The following is a 14,851-nucleotide window of genomic DNA, read 5'->3' as shown; positions in this document are numbered from 1 at the left end:
GTTTGACTTTTGCCTTGTGAAGCTCACAAAAACGCAACCCCACAGTAAGAACCACACGGACGGAAAAAATGCTCCACACGATTTCGGCCTTCGACCGTCTCGGCGAGGAAAATGCCTTCGCGGTGCTCGCGCGGGCGACCGCACTTGCGAGCCAGGGCCGCGACATCGTCAATCTCGGCATCGGCCAACCCGACTTCAAGACGCCGCAGCACATCGTCGAGGCCGCGATCAAGGCACTGCGTGACGGCCACCATGGCTACACGCCGGCCAACGGCCTGTTGGCGACGCGCGAGGCGGTGGTGCGCCGCACGCTGACCACCACCGGCGTCGAGGTCTCGCCCGAGACGGTGATGATCCTGCCCGGCGGCAAGCCGACCATGTTCGCGGCGATCCTGATGTTCGGCGAACCCGGCGCCGAGATCCTCTATCCCGATCCCGGCTTTCCCATCTACCGTTCGATGATCGAATTCACCGGTGCGGCCCCCATCCCCGTGCCGATGCGCGAAGAGAACGGCTTTGCCTTCTCGGCCGAGGAGACGCTGGCGCTGATCACCTCCAAGACCAGGCTGCTGATCCTCAACTCGCCGGCCAACCCGACCGGCGGCGTCACGCCGCGCGCCGAGATCGAGAAGCTGGTCAAGGGGCTGGAGAAGCATCCCGATGTCGCCATCCTCTCCGACGAGATCTACGACGTCATGACCTATGACGGCGAGACGCATTGCTCGCTGCTCGCCTACCCCGAGATCCGCGACCGGCTGATCGTGCTCAATGGCTGGTCCAAGACCTGGGCGATGACCGGCTGGCGCATGGGCTGGTCGATCTGGCCGAACGGCGACAAGGGCGCGCATCTCTACGACAAGGTGCGCAAGCTGGCGGTCAATTGCTGGTCCTGCGTCAACGCGCCGAGCCAGTTCGCCGGCATCGCGGCCATCGACGGCCCCCAGGATGACGTCGACACCATGATGCGCGCCTTCGACAACCGCCGGAAGATCGTCGTCGAAGGCCTGAACGCCTTGCCCAACATTTCCTGCATCACCCCCAAGGGCGCGTTCTATGCCTTCCCGAATGTTTCGAAGACCGGCTGGAAGGCAAAGAAGCTCGCCTCGGCGCTGCTCGACGACGCCGGCGTGGCGCTGATCGGCGGCCCTGATTTCGGCATTCTCGGCGAAGGCTATATCAGGCTTTCCTACGCCAACTCCGAGGAAAACATTTTGCGCGCGCTGGAACGGATCGGCGCGTTCCTCGCCAAGTAGACTTCAAAGCAGGCCGGTGCCCTCTTCCAGACGGTTTGCGGCCGGCCGCCAAGGCGGTGTCATGAGCCGTCCGGAGGCTCGCGGCCAAGACTGGGCGTACATGTCGGGAACGGTTACGGTCCTGAGATCAGGATCGAATTGGGGTGCCCCGGATGTTCTATGCAATCCTTGCCTATCACGTGGAAGATGCGATCAAGGCGCTGACGCCGCAGGAAGATGCGGCGCTGATGGCCGAGCTGCTGAAGATCAACACCCGGCTTCATGAGGAAGGCACGCTTGGACCGTCGGCGCGCCTGGGGGCGACACAGGATGCCTTCACCCTGCGCGGCCCGGGCGACGGTGTGATCATCGACGGTCCTTTCGCCGAAACCAAGGAACAGTTGCTCGGTCTCTATGTCGTCGACTGCGCCACGCGGGACGACGCCATCGCCATCGCCCGCGACCTTCGCCGCGTCAATCCGACCGCCGTTTACGAGATCAGGCCCATTCTGCTGTTCAAGCCCGGCGTGCCACTTGCGGGCAAATGAGCTGGCGGCGCCAGAACCCGCTGCTCACCCCCGCCCGACGAACGGCATTTTGGTCGCCATCACGGTCATGAACAGCACATTGGCGTCGAGCGGCAGGCTGGCCATATGGACGACGGCGTCGGCAACGCGCTGGACATCCATCACCGCTTCGGCGGCGATCGAGCCGTTGGCCTGCGGCACGCCGACGGTCATCGGCTGCGCCATGTCGGTCAGCGCGTTGCCGATGTCGATCTGACCGCAGGCGATGTCGTAGGGACGGCCGTCGAGCGCCAGCGTCTTGGTCAGCCCCGTAATGGCATGCTTGGTCGCCGTATAGGGCACCGAGCCCGGGCGCGGCGCATAGGCCGACACCGAACCATTGTTGATGATGCGGCCACCCATCGGACGCTGCTTGCGCATGGCGCCGAAGGCAGCCCGGGCGCACAGGAACGAACCGGTGAGATTGACGCCGACAATATCGTTCCACACCTCGACCGGGATCTCGTCGATCGGCGTCGACTTGTAGCCCATGCCGGCATTGTTGAAGAGCAGGTCGACGCGGCCGAAGGCTTCCGCCACCGTCTCGAACAGATCCTCGACCTCACCGGCCTTGCTGATGTCGCAGGCGACCGCCAATGCCTTGGCATCCGTCGTCCCGGCCTCGGCGATCGCGGCATCCAGCACCGCCTTGCGACGGCCGCAGAACACCGTGTTCCAGCCGTTCTTGAGCAGCGCTGTAGCAACGCTCTTGCCGATACCCGTGCCGGCGCCGGTGACGATGGCGGTTCTTTGCTCGGTCATATCTATCCTCCGGCAGCGCCGCGCGTGCCCGACTGATTTTCAGGATTTGGCTCTCAGAAGGCATCGCAAATGACGGCTGCGATGGCAAGCACAGGCATGCCCTCGAAAAGTGGAATCCGGTTTTTGGGGTGCCCAGCAAGGGCCGACAAAAAGGGCGGTCATTGGCGACCGCCCTGATCTGAACCGGGCTTGGGAGGAGGAAAAGCCGATCCGACTGTGTAGAATCATGCGCTTCCTGAGTTAACGAAAGGTTAACGCCGGAAAGGCGGCCTGTGCCGTTTTGGCCTACCAGCGCGGGTTGGGCGAAGTCCCGGTCTTTGTAGCAGGACCCTTGGCCGCCGAAACCGTCGCCTCGACATGGTCGACGAGCGCGTCCGGCAGGCCGAGCCGGCCGGCAAGCAGGTCGAGATAGCCGCGTTCGGCGCGCGTGTCGGGATCGATGGTGAGGCGCGACGCCGTATACAGCTCGAGCTTCTGAGCGTCGGTCTTGGCGCCCGCCACCAGCGTGTCGAGGTCGAGCGGGCTCTCCAGCTCCGCCATCAGGAACTTCTCGGCATCGGAGCCGATCCCCGAAAGGCTGAGCTTGCCGGCGATCTTCTTGCGCTCCTCGTCGTCGACATGGCCGTCGGCCTTGGCCGCCGAGATCATCGCCCGCACCAGGGTCAGCGTAAACTCGTCCTCGCCCTGCGGCGCCTGCGACGGGTGGAAGGCGGTATCCTTGGGCGGCGGCAGCAATTCCGGTTCGCCGGCTGCGGGCGCCTGCTCCGGCGCATTGCCGGCCTTGTAGTTCTGGTAGGCCTTGTAGGCGAGGCCACCGATCGCGGCCAACCCACCGAGCTTCACCGCGGCACCGGTCACTTCGCGGCCGGCACCTGTTCCAAGCAGCACTGCCGCAAGCGCACCGGCGGCCAGCGGATTGTCCTTGGCCATCTGCACCGCTTGTCCAGCCTTGTCGCGGACGGTGCCGCTGGTGCCGGGAATTTGCGAGCCGAGCAGATCGTCGAGAAGCTTCTTGGGATCGAACATTCAGTGCCTCCAGCTTTTGCCCGGCCGAACGGGCAGGTTTCGAACGCCGAAGACGTAGGTCCCGAAACTTGACATTGCAATGACAGGCCGCCGCTTTGCCTGGCCACGGTGCCGGGATCAAGACCCGATATGCGGCCCCCTGCCCCGCGCTTGCGCCAATTCAACCTGCCGCTGGCGCTCGGCATAGCGTTGGCGGTCCTCGTCGGTACGGGCATCGAAACAATGCGGGCAAGAGATTCCGGCGGCATATTTCGGCGACGCCGCCTCGCTTGCCGTCAGCGGATGGCGGCAGGCGCGGCACAGTTCCGCATCGCCCTCGGCAAGGCCGTGCGACACCGAAACCCGCTCGTCGAAGACGAAGCACTCGCCTTGCCACAGGCTCTGTTCGGCCGGAACTTCCTCCAGATATTTGAGGATGCCGCCCTTGAGATGGAACACGTCCTCGAAGCCGAGCGACTTGACGTAAGCCGTCGCCTTTTCGCAGCGAATGCCGCCGGTGCAGAACATCGCCACCTTGCGGCCTTCGAGTTCCGACCGGTGCGCTTCCACCCAGGCCGGGAACTCGCGAAAGCTCGCGGTCGCCGGATCGACCGCGCCCTTGAAGGTACCGATCGAGACTTCGTAGGCGTTGCGCGTGTCGATGACGATCGTGTCTGGCTGCGAAATCAGCGCGTTCCAGTCGGCGGGCACGACATAGGTACCGGCGCTCGTCGCCGGGTCGATGTCTTCGACGCCCATGGTGACGATTTCGCGTTTCAGCCGCACCTTCATGCGGTGGAACGGCATGTCCGCGGCTGCGCTGTACTTGACCTCGAGGCCCGCCAGGCCGTCGACGGCTTCGATATAGTCGATGAGTTCGGCGATCGCGGCCTCGCTGCCGGCGACGGTGCCGTTGATGCCTTCATGCGCTAAGAGCAGCGTGCCCTTGATGCCGCGTCCGCAGCAGAAGGCCGCGAGCGGCGCGCGCAGCGTCTCGAAGGCGTCGAGCCGGGCAAACCGATAGAGCGCGGCGACGCGGACGGGCTGGGATGGAGCGGACTGTGTCATTGCCAGAGCAACTAGACGCTCGTAAAAGCCGATTCAAGGCGAAACGGGCCTTGGTGCCTGTCATGACCTTGTCGGGGAACAGGCCGTAAGCTGTCCGACGGCGCGTGACATCGCGACACGCCTGGTTTCGTGGACAGGCAAACACCCGTCTGCTAATCGGTTGAAATGACGCCTGCTATAGCTTGATATGGAGAGACAGATGCCCAGCAAGACCGAAAAACTCCTGTCGCTCCTCAACGGCCAGCCGGTCATCCCGGTGCTGAAGATCACCGATGTCGCCAATGCCGTGCCGCTGGCCCGCGCCCTGGCACGCGGCGGCCTGCCGGCGATCGAGATCACGCTGAGGACTGCCGATGCGCTGGAAGCGATCCGCCGCGTAGCGGCCGAGGTCGAGGAAGCCATTGTCGGCGCCGGCACCATCCTGGACGCCAAGCAGTTCGACGAGGCAGCCAGCGCCGGCTCGCGCTTCATCGTCAGCCCCGGCATCACGCGCGAGCTTCTGGCTGCAGCCGCCGACAGCGAGGTTCCGCTGCTGCCCGGTGCCATCACGCCCGGCGAGATCATGGCCGCGCGCGAAGCCGGCCTGCGCTTCCTGAAATTCTTCCCGGCCGAGCAGTCCGGCGGCATCGCCTCGCTGAAGGCCTTCGCCTCGCCACTGGCCGATGTCAAATTCTGCCCGACCGGTGGGATTACCGGCAAGAACGCCGCCGACTATCTCAGCCTGCCCAACGTCATCTGCGTTGGCGGATCCTGGGTCGCGCCCGACGACATGGTCAAGGCCGGCAAGTGGGACGAGATCGAGGCGCTCGCGCGCGCTGCCAGCCAGCTCGGGAAATAGCCGGGCCTTTCGCTCACCAGGGCAAAGGACCGTTCTCATCGAAATACCCGCCGGTAGGCCCGCCGGCCTTCAGCGTCGCCAGTTGCACGATGATCCCGGCGGCCTGCTGCACCGTACGGCCGCCTCTGTGCGCATTGAGATCCGTCGCGGTGTAGCCGGGAGCGGCGGCGTTGACCATGATCCCGTGCGGCGAAAGCTCCCGGGCGAACGCCACGGTGATGGCATTGAGCGCTGTCTTCGAGCTGCCATAGCCCATGACATTGGGCGACTGGCTGTTATCAGCGGCGCGCGCGATCGAGCCGAGATTGCTGCTGACCATGACGATGCGGGCGGCGGACGATGCCAGGAGGAGCGGCAGGAAGGCCTGGGTGACGCGGACCGGGCCGAAGACGTTGACGTCATAGGTGGCCTTCATATCGGCGACATCCTCGCGGCTCGGCGGCCGTTCGTAACGGCCGTCCGGGCCGAGCGCGTCGACATAGCCGGGCGCGATGCCGGCATTGTTGACCAGCACGTCGAGGCTGGAAACCCGCGCCGTCAAGGTTCTGGCCGCGGCCGCCACGCTGTCGTCGCTGCTTACGTCGAGCTCGAGCCATTCGACGTCGAGCCCTTCGCTACGCAGCGCCTTTGCCGCGGCTTCCCCGCGCTCGGCATCGCGAGCGCCGAGCCAGACCTTGAAGCCTTTTGTCCCCAGCCGGCGAGCGGTTTCGAGGCCGATACCCTTGTTGGCGCCGGTGACCAGCGCATTCACTTGCGTCGTCATATCCAGGTCTCCTTCTTTGAAGCCTAGAAATGACGTGCGTCGGTCCGTTTCGCGCGCCGGATACTCGCGTCCTCTTGCCTAATCCTCTCAACTGGTTGCGTAGCCTGCAGGGATCGGCAATGCTGAAGACATGGAAGAAGCCTTGCAGGAATTGACCGCGATCGCCGAGTGCCATGCGCATGGGCGGCGCACCAAAACAGCCATCCCGCGTGTCACCATCGGCCGCAGCGAGGTTCCGAGCCCGCCGCTGCCCGAGCTTTGCCAGCCGACGACGCTGTTCGTGTTGCAGGGGGCCAAAACGGTGCTGATCGGCGACCGCACGCTGCGCTATGGTGCCGGCAGCTATTTCGTCTATGCGGTGGAGACGCCCGCCACCAGCCAGCTGGTCGAGGCGAGCAGCGCCCGTCCCTATGTGGCCATCGCCTTCGCCCTCGATATCGAGCTGATCGCCAGCCTGCTTATCGACCACAAGCCGGCGCTCGACGGCGACAGCTTCGTGACCAACCGGGCCGATGACGAACTGCTCGATGCCTGGCGCCGCATGCTGCGGCTGCTCGACCGTCCAGCCGAAATCCCGGTGCTCGCGCCCATGCTCGAACGCGAGATCGCATTCCGCCTGTTGCAGGGCCCGCAAGGTGCGAAGCTGCGCCAGCTCGCGCGCGCTGACGGCCGTTTGTCACAGATCCGCCGCGCCACCGCCTGGATACGGTCGCACTACAACGAGCCTATCGACGTGACGGAGCTGGCCGCGCTAGCGCATATGAGCAACGCTTCGTTTCACCGCCACTTCAAGGCGGCGACCGCCATGAGCCCGATCCAGTATCAGAAACAGGTCCGTCTGCTGGAGGCGCGTCATCTGCTGATCGCAGAGCCAGGCAACGCCACGCGCGTCGCCTTTGCCGTCGGCTATGAAAGCGCATCCCACTTCAGCCGGGAATATGCGCGCCATTTCGGACTGCCGCCGGCGCGTGACGCCGCCCGGCTTCTGGCCAGGGGCGAGGCTGCCACGCTGGAAATCGACTAATGCATATCGCCAAAAAAACCGACTATGGGCGACAGATGAAAAGCCCGGCCGGCTCTCGCCGACCGGGCCAATTCTCCGGATCCTATCGGTTCCGGATCAGTGGCAGACCTTGACCTGCTCGGTCACCCTGTGATGGTGAACCCAATGCGTGACCAGCTTGGTCCTGCAGTGATGCCTACCATTCTTGATGATCACGGTTTCGGCTTGCGATGGAGCGATCGCGGCCGAGGCTGCAACCAATGCCAGAACTGATGCCAGTAGAATCTTCTTCATGAATATCCCCAGGTTGGAACGCACCCTTACTAACCCGGAACCGGGCCGGCCGTTCCGGCTTCACGAGAAGTTCAGCCGCGCGTGATCTGCAGGGGTCAGGGCGCCGAATGCAACGCGCCTTTGGACAGCAAAAAAGCCGCGCGGGTCGCCCCGCGCGGCTTCTGTCATATCTCACTAGGCAGTTACTTCGTCTGGAAGCGGGCGACCGACATGAACTTGACGGCATTGCCGGTGAAGCGATTGACGTCAGCCACCTCGTTGCTCGGCTGGAAGCCGGCCGTATAGACCTCGCTCGGCGGCGTATGCACGATATTGTAGGCGTAGCCCGGCGCCGTCGTCGCGCTCGAAACGGTGGCGACTTTGTCGCCGCTGGTCAGCGCCCAGCGGGCGGCCTGGGGTGCCGCGGCAACCACCATGGCCCTGGGGCCGGGCTTCTGGTCGCGGGCGGTGGCCCTGGCCTCCTTGCGGGTCGTCTTCACGCCGGCGCCGATCGCGGCGGCCGGATCGGAACCAGCCGGACGGGCGGCAACTGCCTGGCGCGGCGTTGCGACATCGACATAAGACGGATCGTTGAAGGCCGAGCGCGGCTCTTCAGCCAGCGACGCAACCTGATATTCGTCGGCATTGCCGGCTTGGGCGCTGACTTGGGCGTTGGCCTCGTCGAGCACGGCCTTGACGGCGTCCGGCTTGGCGGGCTCGGGCCGCGCCGAAGGCAGAACCGAGAACGCATCGGTCGCGCTGCTGCCCTGTTCGGCCGTATCCGCCAGCGCCATCAGCACATCCTTGCTGGGCGGCGGTGCGAGTTCCGCCGGCAGCGTGCGTTCGGGACGCCATGTCGGCAACGGGATGTTGTTGACGGCAACCTGCGCCGGATCCGCGGCTGCAGCAGCCGATGCCGCGGCAGGATCAGCCTTGCTGAAAGGCATGTTCGCCGGCGCCTGCGCGGTCGCCACGGCCTGTTCGGTGGTCGCCGTCGCGTCCGCCATGGCGAACGGAACATTCTCAGGCTGCGCGCCGACATCGACCTTCGGCCGCGGCGCGAAATCGGGCACCGGAATTTCCTTGGCCGGCAGCGCGGCAATGATCGTCTCCGGCGTATCCTTTTCCGGTTCCGGAGCCTGCTCGTCGGCAATCTGCGGAATGTTGGCGCGCTGCGCTTTGTCAGGTGCGACGATGGCGATGCCCGGCAGGTTGCTGCTCTTGGCGACAGCAGTCGGCTTCAGGTTTCTCGGCTTGGGCGCAGGAGCAGCCGAAGCGGTCTCGACATCAGCGCTGTCGTCGGCCTCGTCGTCGCCACCACCGCCGAAGAAGGCAGAGAGGAACCCGCCGGATTTCTTGCTGCTGCCGCCGGCGCTGGCCATTTCGATGTTGGGTGTGCCGGAGCCCTTGCGGGACTTGTAGGAGGCGAGCGCCTGCTCATAGCCGGGCAGCGGCCGGCCGTCGCTCGGCACATGCAGCGTCTTGCCGTTGGGGAACAGGCTGACCAGTTCCTGGCGGCTGATGCCGGGCCAGTGGCGCACATTGCCGACATCCATATGGACGAACGGCGAACCGGAGGTCGGATAGTAGCCGACGCCACCGCCCTGCATCTTGAGGCCGATGTTGCGCAGTTTCTTCAGCGGCACGCCGGGGATGTAGAAATCCATCGCCTTGCCGAGCATGTGCTGGCTCTTCTCGGCGACACCTCGGCTGCGGCTGCGCAGCATCGAATTGGTCGACGGCGAACGGTAGCCGCACACCACCTGGATATAGTCGGTGGCGCCGCTTTGGCGGTATGCCTCCCAGACCAGGTCCAGCAGGCGCGGATCCATCTTGGTCGGCTCGTTACGGCGCCAGTCGCGCAGGATGATGTTGATCTTGCGCAGGCCCTCGGGATCGTAGCGGCCATTGCGCTTGTAGACGATCTCCGCCTTTTCGTGCGTGTGGAGGTGGTAGAGCTTCAGCGAACGAACTTCGGCCTGGGCGCCGGTGGCGGCCGCGGCAACAAAACAAAAAGCGACGATCACCGCTGCCAGCCATCTCGGCCAGACGCTCAGATGATGATGACGCCCGTTTGTGAGTCGTTCGATTCTGTTCAAATCAAAAGGCCTTGCAGGCTGCCGTTTGTCCCCGGATTTGCCCAAACGGATGTGTCGTTTTCACATCCGAATATCGATCCTAATGGTTAATCATCGCTTATTGAAGCCGAAATGCGGTAACACCATGGCGATATCCCGTCAAAAATTGTTCACAAGGTTTCTTGGTAAACCGCTGGTTTAGATCAAGATTCCGGCTTTGGCCGAACACGATCTGTTACCGTTAGCCTTAATGCGTGAACAGAGCTGTCCACAGGCGCGCCATATTCCAGCCGAAACCCCCGATACAGGGCCACATCTAGCATTGCAAGCTGGTCCCGGCCTTGCGGCGGGGGCGTGATCCCGATTTTCAGACAATGTCGCGCGCAAATGAAACAGACAGAATCCGGATCGATGGATCCCGCCTTAGGACGCGAGCCGGTCGACGCGGCCAGTCTCCGGGTCGATGCCGTATTCCTTGAGCTTGCGGTAGAGCGTCGAACGGCCGATGCCGAGGCGGCGCGCGACTTCGCTCATCTGGCCGTTGTAATGATCGATGGCGAGCTTGATCATCTCGAGTTCGACGTCGGCCAGCGCCCGCACATTGCCGCGTTCGTCGAGCGCCCGCAGCGTACCGAATCTGGGCTGAAGCACGGCCGTCCGGTCCGGCTCGGCCATCGGGGTGGAATCGCCGTCCGGGACCTCCTCGTCGCGCGGTCCTGGAGGCGATGAAAAGTGCGGCGCCGTGTCGTCCGTTTGGAGATTGACGGTGCCTTCCACCTGCGCCCGGATCTGCGGGAAGTCATCGACATCGAGCACATCGCCATCACACAGCACAGAGGCGCGGAAGACGGCGTTTTCGAGCTGCCTGATGTTGCCGGGCCAGTCATAAGCCTGCAGCACGGTAAGTGCTGCCGCCGAAATTCCTTGCAGGCGGTGGCGCGGGTCGGCGGGCGCCACCTTTTCCATGAAGTGCGTGACCAGATGCGGAATGTCGTCGCGGCGGTCGCGCAGCGGCGGCACGAAGATCGGGTAAACATTCAGCCGGTAGAACAGGTCCTCGCGGAACTTGCCGTCCTTGACCTGCTGCAGGAGGTTGCGGTGCGTCGCCGAGATCAGCCTGATGTCGACCCTGACGGTGGCGCGGCCACCGACCGGATCGACCTCCCCGTCCTGCACGGCGCGCAGCAGCTTGACCTGCACGTCGAGCGGCAGATCGCCGATCTCGTCGAGGAACAGCGTGCCCGAATGCGCTTCGACGAACTTGCCGGTGTGCTTGTCGGTGGCGCCGGTGAACGAGCCCTTCTCGTGGCCGAACAGGATCGATTCGACCAGATTGTCGGGAATTGCGCCGCAATTGACGGTGACGAACGGTTTCGAGCGGCGGTCGCCGGTGCCCTGGATGGCGCGCGCAACCAGTTCCTTGCCGACACCGGATTCGCCTTCGATCAGGATCGGGATGTTGGAGGCAGCCGCTTTCTGTCCGAGGCGTATCACCCTGTCCATGGCCGTGCTGTGGGTGATCATGTCCCTGAAGGTCAAAAGCCCACCGCGCTTGCGAGACGTGCGCTTGACCTCGCCCTCGACCGCCTCGACCTTGAGCGCATTGGCGATCGAGGCCTGCAGCCTGTCGGGCGACGCCGGCTTGACGACGAAATCGAAAGCGCCGTGGCGCATCGCCGACACCACCGTTTCGATGCCGCCCTGCGCGGTCTGGACGATGACCGGGACGGTTATGTCGCGTTCGCGCATCGCCTTCAGCACGCCGATGCCGTCGAGACCGGGCATGACCAGGTCGAGTATCACCACCGAGACGTCGCGGGCGCCGGATCCGTCGAGCACATCGAGGCCGGCGGCGCCGCCGTCGACGACGATTGCCGTGTGGCCGAAGCGTGTCACCGCCGCTTCGAGCAGCCGGCGCTGAACGGGATCGTCATCGACTATGAGTATGGAACCTGTCATGACTTTATGAGTTGCCCGCTCGAAATCCCGATGGATCATCTTGGCACAGGGTTCTAAATAAGCTTTCAAAAAACCCGGTGAACGAATTGCTTAGGATTTGACCGGCTTCTCTCTCTTCCCCTTGAATTCTCTCTCCATGATGAAAAAAGGTATTGTCGATGCGCATGATGTTTGGTCGGCGGCTTGCGGCACCAGCGTCCGGTCAGGGCGCGGCCGAGCTTGGCGATCTGCCGGAATGGAACCTTGCCGACCTCTATGCCGGCATGGAAGCCCCGGAACTGAAGCGTGACATCGCCAGGGCCGCCGCCGACGCGATCGCTTTCGAGAGCCGCTGGAAGGGCACGCTCGCTGCCGAGGCCGGGCGCGGCAGCACCGGCAAGCTTGGCGAGGCGCTGGTTGCCTACGAGGCGCTGGAGGAACTGATCGGCCGCATCGTCTCCTATGCCGGCCTGGTCTACGCCGGCAACACCGCCGATCCTCAGCGCGCCAAGCTCTATGGCGACATCCAGGAGAAGATGACTGATGCCAGCGCGCATCTTCTGTTCTTCGCGCTCGAACTGAACCTGATCGAGGACGCCGCGATCGAAAGCGCGCTGGCCAGCGATTCCGCTTTCGGCCACTACCGGCCCTGGGTGCTCGACCTCAGAATGGACAAGCCCTACCAGCTCGAGGACCGCGTCGAGCAGCTTTTCCACGAGAAGTCGATTACCGGACGCGGCGCCTGGAACCGCCTGTTCGACGAGACGATGACCGACCTCCGCTTCGACGTCGATGGCGAGGAGCTGACGCTGGAGCCGGCGCTCAACCGCCTGCAGGATGCCGATGGCGAGGTGCGCCGCCGCGCCTCCGAGGCGCTGGCCGCGACCTTCCGCAAGAATTTGCGCACCTTCACGCTGATCACCAACACGCTGGCCAAGGACAAGGAAATATCCGACCGCTGGCGCGGCTTCGAGGACATCGCCGATTCACGCCATCTCGCCAACCGTGTCGAGCGCGGCGTGGTCGATGCGCTCGCCACCGCGGTGCGCGAGGCCTATCCGCGCCTTTCGCACCGCTACTACGCCATGAAGGCGCGTTGGCTCGGCATGGAGGTGATGAACCACTGGGACCGCAACGCGCCGCTGCCGGAGACACCGCAGGCGGTGATCGGCTGGGACGAAGCCAGGAACACCGTGCTGTCCGCCTATCAGCGCTTCTCGCCCGAGATGGCCGAGATCGCCCGCACCTTCTTCGACCGCAACTGGATCGACGCGCCAGTGCGCCCGGGCAAGTCGCCAGGCGCCTTTGCGCATCCCACCGTGCCGTCGGCGCACCCCTATGTGCTGCTCAACTACATGGGCAAGCCGCGTGACGTGATGACGCTGGCACATGAACTCGGCCACGGCGTGCACCGGTGCTGGCCGCCGGCCAGGGCGCGCTGATGGCCTCGACGCCGCTGACGCTGGCCGAGACGGCTTCCGTCTTCGGCGAGATGCTGACCTTCCGCTCGCTGCTCGAGCAGACCACCGACCGGCGTGAGCGCAAGGCCATGCTCGCCCAGAAGGTCGAGGACATGATCAACACCGTGGTGCGCCAGATCGCCTTCTACGAATTCGAGCGCAAGGTGCATGCCGAACGCCGCAACGGCGAACTCACCTCCGACAGGCTCGGCCAGTTCTGGCTGGAAGTGCAGGCCGAAAGCCTCGGTCCCGCGATCAAGCTGCGCGACGGCTACGAGGTGTTCTGGACCTACATCCCGCACTTCATCCACTCGCCCTTCTACGTCTATGCCTATGCTTTCGGCGACTGCCTGGTGAACTCGCTCTACGCCGTCTACCAGAACGCCGAGCGCGGCTTCCAGGACAAGTATTTCGAGATGCTGCGCGCCGGCGGCACCAAGCATCATTCGCAGCTTCTGGCGCCCTTCGGCCTCGACGCCACCGACCCCGCCTTCTGGCAGATCGGGCTCGGTGTCATCAGCGGCCTGATCGACGAACTGGAAACGCTCGACGGTTGAGACCTCCGCCTGCGAAAAACAGTTTAGCCGGAATGTATGTTTGGATCGTGCTGTTCCTGCGCTAAATATTTGTTCTTGAAGAACTCTCGACGGACGTTTTCCCGTAGCTTTCCGCAAGCTCTATGATAGCCTTCGCTGCAAGCTCAGCCGGAGCGCATGCGGATCGGCGAGGGAAAATCTCAGCCGGACGTGACGCTCAGGCGAACGCGACAACGGCCGTTGGCCATGGGCAAGCAAAGCCGATCGCCGACTGCTCGAACCGAGGCCGGCTGTTCTGCGAACCCGCGGAACCATCATCGAGTAGTCCATCGCCGAAGGTCATGACCCCGGCAGACGGATCTGACTGGAGAGAGACAATGGGCACTTTTTTCTACGTGGTCCTGGCGTTCCTGGTAGGCGTGTTGGTTGGCTGGTTCATCTGGGGTCGCTTGCGTGGTGAGCTCGACAGTCTGCGCGGCGACCTCGACCGCACCCGCAGCGAGCGCGACAGGCTGCGCGCCGACAGTGACCGCCTGACCGGTGAACTCAACGCATGCGGCAAAACCCGCGCCGACCTCGAGCGTCAGCTGCGCGACGCGCAGGCTTCCACGGGTGGCGGAGCAAAGGCCGCCAGTCAGCCGCCGGCCGCCCTGTTGTCGACGCCGGCCGCGGCCAAATCCGCTCCGCCGGCAACCAAGCCGGCGCCTGCCAAACCGGCCGCGAAGGCCGCGCCGGCGAAAGCCGCCACCGCCAAGTCGGCAGCACCGAAGCCAGCGGCCGCCAAACCCGCCGCGAGCAAACCTGCCGCCGCCACGGCTTCGGCGGCCAAGAGTTCGCCCGCGCCCAAGGCAGCCGCCACGAAGAAGGCTGCACCGGCGGCAGCCAAGCCAGCCGCGGCCAAGCCAGCGGCGGCCAAATCAGACAATCTGCGCCGGCTGATCGGTATCGGCCCGGTCAACGAGAAGCTGCTCAAGGCGCAAGGCGTCACCAGCTTCGCCCAGATCGCCGCCTGGACGGCCGCCGACATCAAGCGGATCGAGGATGTGATGAACTTCGACGGCCGCATCGCGCGCGAACGCTGGATCGAGCAGGCCAAGCTGCTCGCCGCCGGCAACGAGGCGGAATTCGCCAAGCAGTTTCCGACAGCCGGAACCGCCAGCAACACCTGAGCCACAGAGGCAGATTGTTAAATCGGCGGGGCCAGAAGCCCCGCCGATTTGTTTTTGGCAGGCAATGCCGCCAATAGGTCGGCTTTGAGGGGCAAGGTGCCGTTCCCTCGATTGCACGCGGGCGGCCCCCCATATAGAGCGGTCAACGGCTTCATCGTTC

12 protein-coding genes and 1 pseudogene are annotated in these 14,851 nt (G+C 64.5%); 6 read left to right on the top strand and 7 right to left on the bottom strand.

Annotated features, from left to right (window positions below):
- Positions 1–68: 68 nt before the first annotated feature.
- Positions 69–1,253 carry a pyridoxal phosphate-dependent aminotransferase gene (locus AC56QX_RS11960; protein WP_497116102.1) on the top strand — a complete coding sequence of 395 codons (1,185 nt, stop codon included), beginning with the start codon at positions 69–71 and terminating at the stop codon, positions 1,251–1,253.
- 152 nt (positions 1,254–1,405) lie between these two features.
- Positions 1,406–1,780, top strand: coding sequence for a YciI family protein (locus AC56QX_RS11955; protein WP_497116101.1), 375 nt, complete (start codon positions 1,406–1,408; stop codon positions 1,778–1,780).
- Positions 1,781–1,804: 24 nt separating this feature from the next.
- Here AC56QX_RS11955 and AC56QX_RS11950 read toward each other — a convergent pair whose 3' ends face one another.
- The 3 genes from AC56QX_RS11950 to trhO all read right to left on the bottom strand — a co-directional run bounded on the left by AC56QX_RS11950 (position 1,805) and on the right by trhO (position 4,633).
- Positions 1,805–2,560, bottom strand: coding sequence for an SDR family oxidoreductase (locus AC56QX_RS11950; RefSeq protein ID WP_497116099.1), 756 nt, complete (start codon positions 2,558–2,560; stop codon positions 1,805–1,807).
- Between the two features lie 285 nt (positions 2,561–2,845).
- Positions 2,846–3,586 (bottom strand): tellurite resistance TerB family protein, encoded by a 741-nt coding sequence (locus tag AC56QX_RS11945; protein WP_497116097.1) that lies wholly within the window; start codon positions 3,584–3,586, stop codon positions 2,846–2,848.
- A gap of 117 nt (positions 3,587–3,703) precedes the next feature.
- Positions 3,704–4,633, bottom strand: a complete 930-nt coding sequence (gene trhO, locus AC56QX_RS11940; protein WP_497116096.1) for an oxygen-dependent tRNA uridine(34) hydroxylase TrhO — start codon at positions 4,631–4,633, stop codon at positions 3,704–3,706.
- Between the two features lie 199 nt (positions 4,634–4,832).
- Between trhO and AC56QX_RS11935 the strand changes: the two genes are divergently transcribed.
- Positions 4,833–5,471, top strand: coding sequence for a 2-dehydro-3-deoxy-phosphogluconate aldolase (locus tag AC56QX_RS11935; RefSeq protein WP_497116095.1), 639 nt, complete (start codon positions 4,833–4,835; stop codon positions 5,469–5,471).
- Between the two features lie 13 nt (positions 5,472–5,484).
- Here the strand turns inward: AC56QX_RS11935 and AC56QX_RS11930 are convergent, their stop codons facing one another.
- Complete coding sequence (locus AC56QX_RS11930) at positions 5,485–6,234, bottom strand: SDR family oxidoreductase (protein WP_497116094.1); 750 nt, start codon at positions 6,232–6,234, stop codon at positions 5,485–5,487.
- Positions 6,235–6,364: 130 nt separating this feature from the next.
- Here AC56QX_RS11930 and AC56QX_RS11925 point away from each other — a divergent pair, with 130 nt between their 5' ends.
- A complete protein-coding gene (locus AC56QX_RS11925) occupies positions 6,365–7,258 on the top strand; it encodes an AraC family transcriptional regulator (RefSeq protein WP_497116093.1) in 894 nt (297 codons plus the stop codon).
- Between the two features lie 96 nt (positions 7,259–7,354).
- On the opposite strand, the gene AC56QX_RS11920 is transcribed toward AC56QX_RS11925, so the two are convergent.
- From AC56QX_RS11920 to AC56QX_RS11910, 3 genes are all read right to left on the bottom strand, one after another.
- The gene (locus AC56QX_RS11920) at positions 7,355–7,531 is read right to left on the bottom strand and encodes a hypothetical protein (protein WP_477220009.1); all 177 of its coding nucleotides are present in this window, start codon (positions 7,529–7,531) and stop codon (positions 7,355–7,357) included.
- A gap of 182 nt (positions 7,532–7,713) precedes the next feature.
- Positions 7,714–9,537 (bottom strand): peptidoglycan L,D-endopeptidase MepK, encoded by a 1,824-nt coding sequence (locus AC56QX_RS11915; RefSeq protein WP_497116092.1) that lies wholly within the window; start codon positions 9,535–9,537, stop codon positions 7,714–7,716.
- Between the two features lie 474 nt (positions 9,538–10,011).
- A complete protein-coding gene (locus tag AC56QX_RS11910; RefSeq protein ID WP_497116090.1) occupies positions 10,012–11,547 on the bottom strand; it encodes a sigma-54-dependent transcriptional regulator in 1,536 nt (511 codons plus the stop codon).
- 158 nt (positions 11,548–11,705) lie between these two features.
- Between AC56QX_RS11910 and AC56QX_RS11905 the strand changes: the two are divergent.
- Both AC56QX_RS11905 and AC56QX_RS11900 read left to right on the top strand, forming a co-directional pair.
- Positions 11,706–13,543 (top strand): annotated as a pseudogene (locus AC56QX_RS11905) (M3 family oligoendopeptidase).
- 356 nt (positions 13,544–13,899) lie between these two features.
- On the top strand, positions 13,900–14,691 hold the full coding sequence (locus tag AC56QX_RS11900) for a helix-hairpin-helix domain-containing protein (RefSeq protein WP_497116089.1): 792 nt from the start codon (positions 13,900–13,902) through the stop codon (positions 14,689–14,691).
- The last annotated feature ends 160 nt before the right edge of the window (positions 14,692–14,851 follow it).

The organism is Mesorhizobium sp. RCAM 06353 (genome assembly GCF_059683585.1).
The sequence above is the reverse complement of the archived record's forward strand: the minus strand, read 5'-3'. Positions and strand labels throughout refer to the sequence as shown.

Coding starts and splice junctions, on each gene's coding strand:
- AC56QX_RS11945 (WP_497116097.1), bottom strand. CDS start 3,586: ATGTTCGATCCCAAGAAGCTTCTCGACGATCTGCTCGGCTCGCAAATT.
- trhO (WP_497116096.1), bottom strand. CDS start 4,633: ATGACACAGTCCGCTCCATCCCAGCCCGTCCGCGTCGCCGCGCTCTAT.
- AC56QX_RS11925 (WP_497116093.1), top strand. CDS start 6,365: ATGGAAGAAGCCTTGCAGGAATTGACCGCGATCGCCGAGTGCCATGCG.
- AC56QX_RS11910 (WP_497116090.1), bottom strand. CDS start 11,547: ATGACAGGTTCCATACTCATAGTCGATGACGATCCCGTTCAGCGCCGG.
- AC56QX_RS11955 (WP_497116101.1), top strand. CDS start 1,406: ATGTTCTATGCAATCCTTGCCTATCACGTGGAAGATGCGATCAAGGCG.
- AC56QX_RS11920 (WP_477220009.1), bottom strand. CDS start 7,531: ATGAAGAAGATTCTACTGGCATCAGTTCTGGCATTGGTTGCAGCCTCG.
- AC56QX_RS11930 (WP_497116094.1), bottom strand. CDS start 6,234: ATGACGACGCAAGTGAATGCGCTGGTCACCGGCGCCAACAAGGGTATC.
- AC56QX_RS11900 (WP_497116089.1), top strand. CDS start 13,900: ATGGGCACTTTTTTCTACGTGGTCCTGGCGTTCCTGGTAGGCGTGTTG.
- AC56QX_RS11960 (WP_497116102.1), top strand. CDS start 69: ATGCTCCACACGATTTCGGCCTTCGACCGTCTCGGCGAGGAAAATGCC.
- AC56QX_RS11935 (WP_497116095.1), top strand. CDS start 4,833: ATGCCCAGCAAGACCGAAAAACTCCTGTCGCTCCTCAACGGCCAGCCG.
- AC56QX_RS11950 (WP_497116099.1), bottom strand. CDS start 2,560: ATGACCGAGCAAAGAACCGCCATCGTCACCGGCGCCGGCACGGGTATC.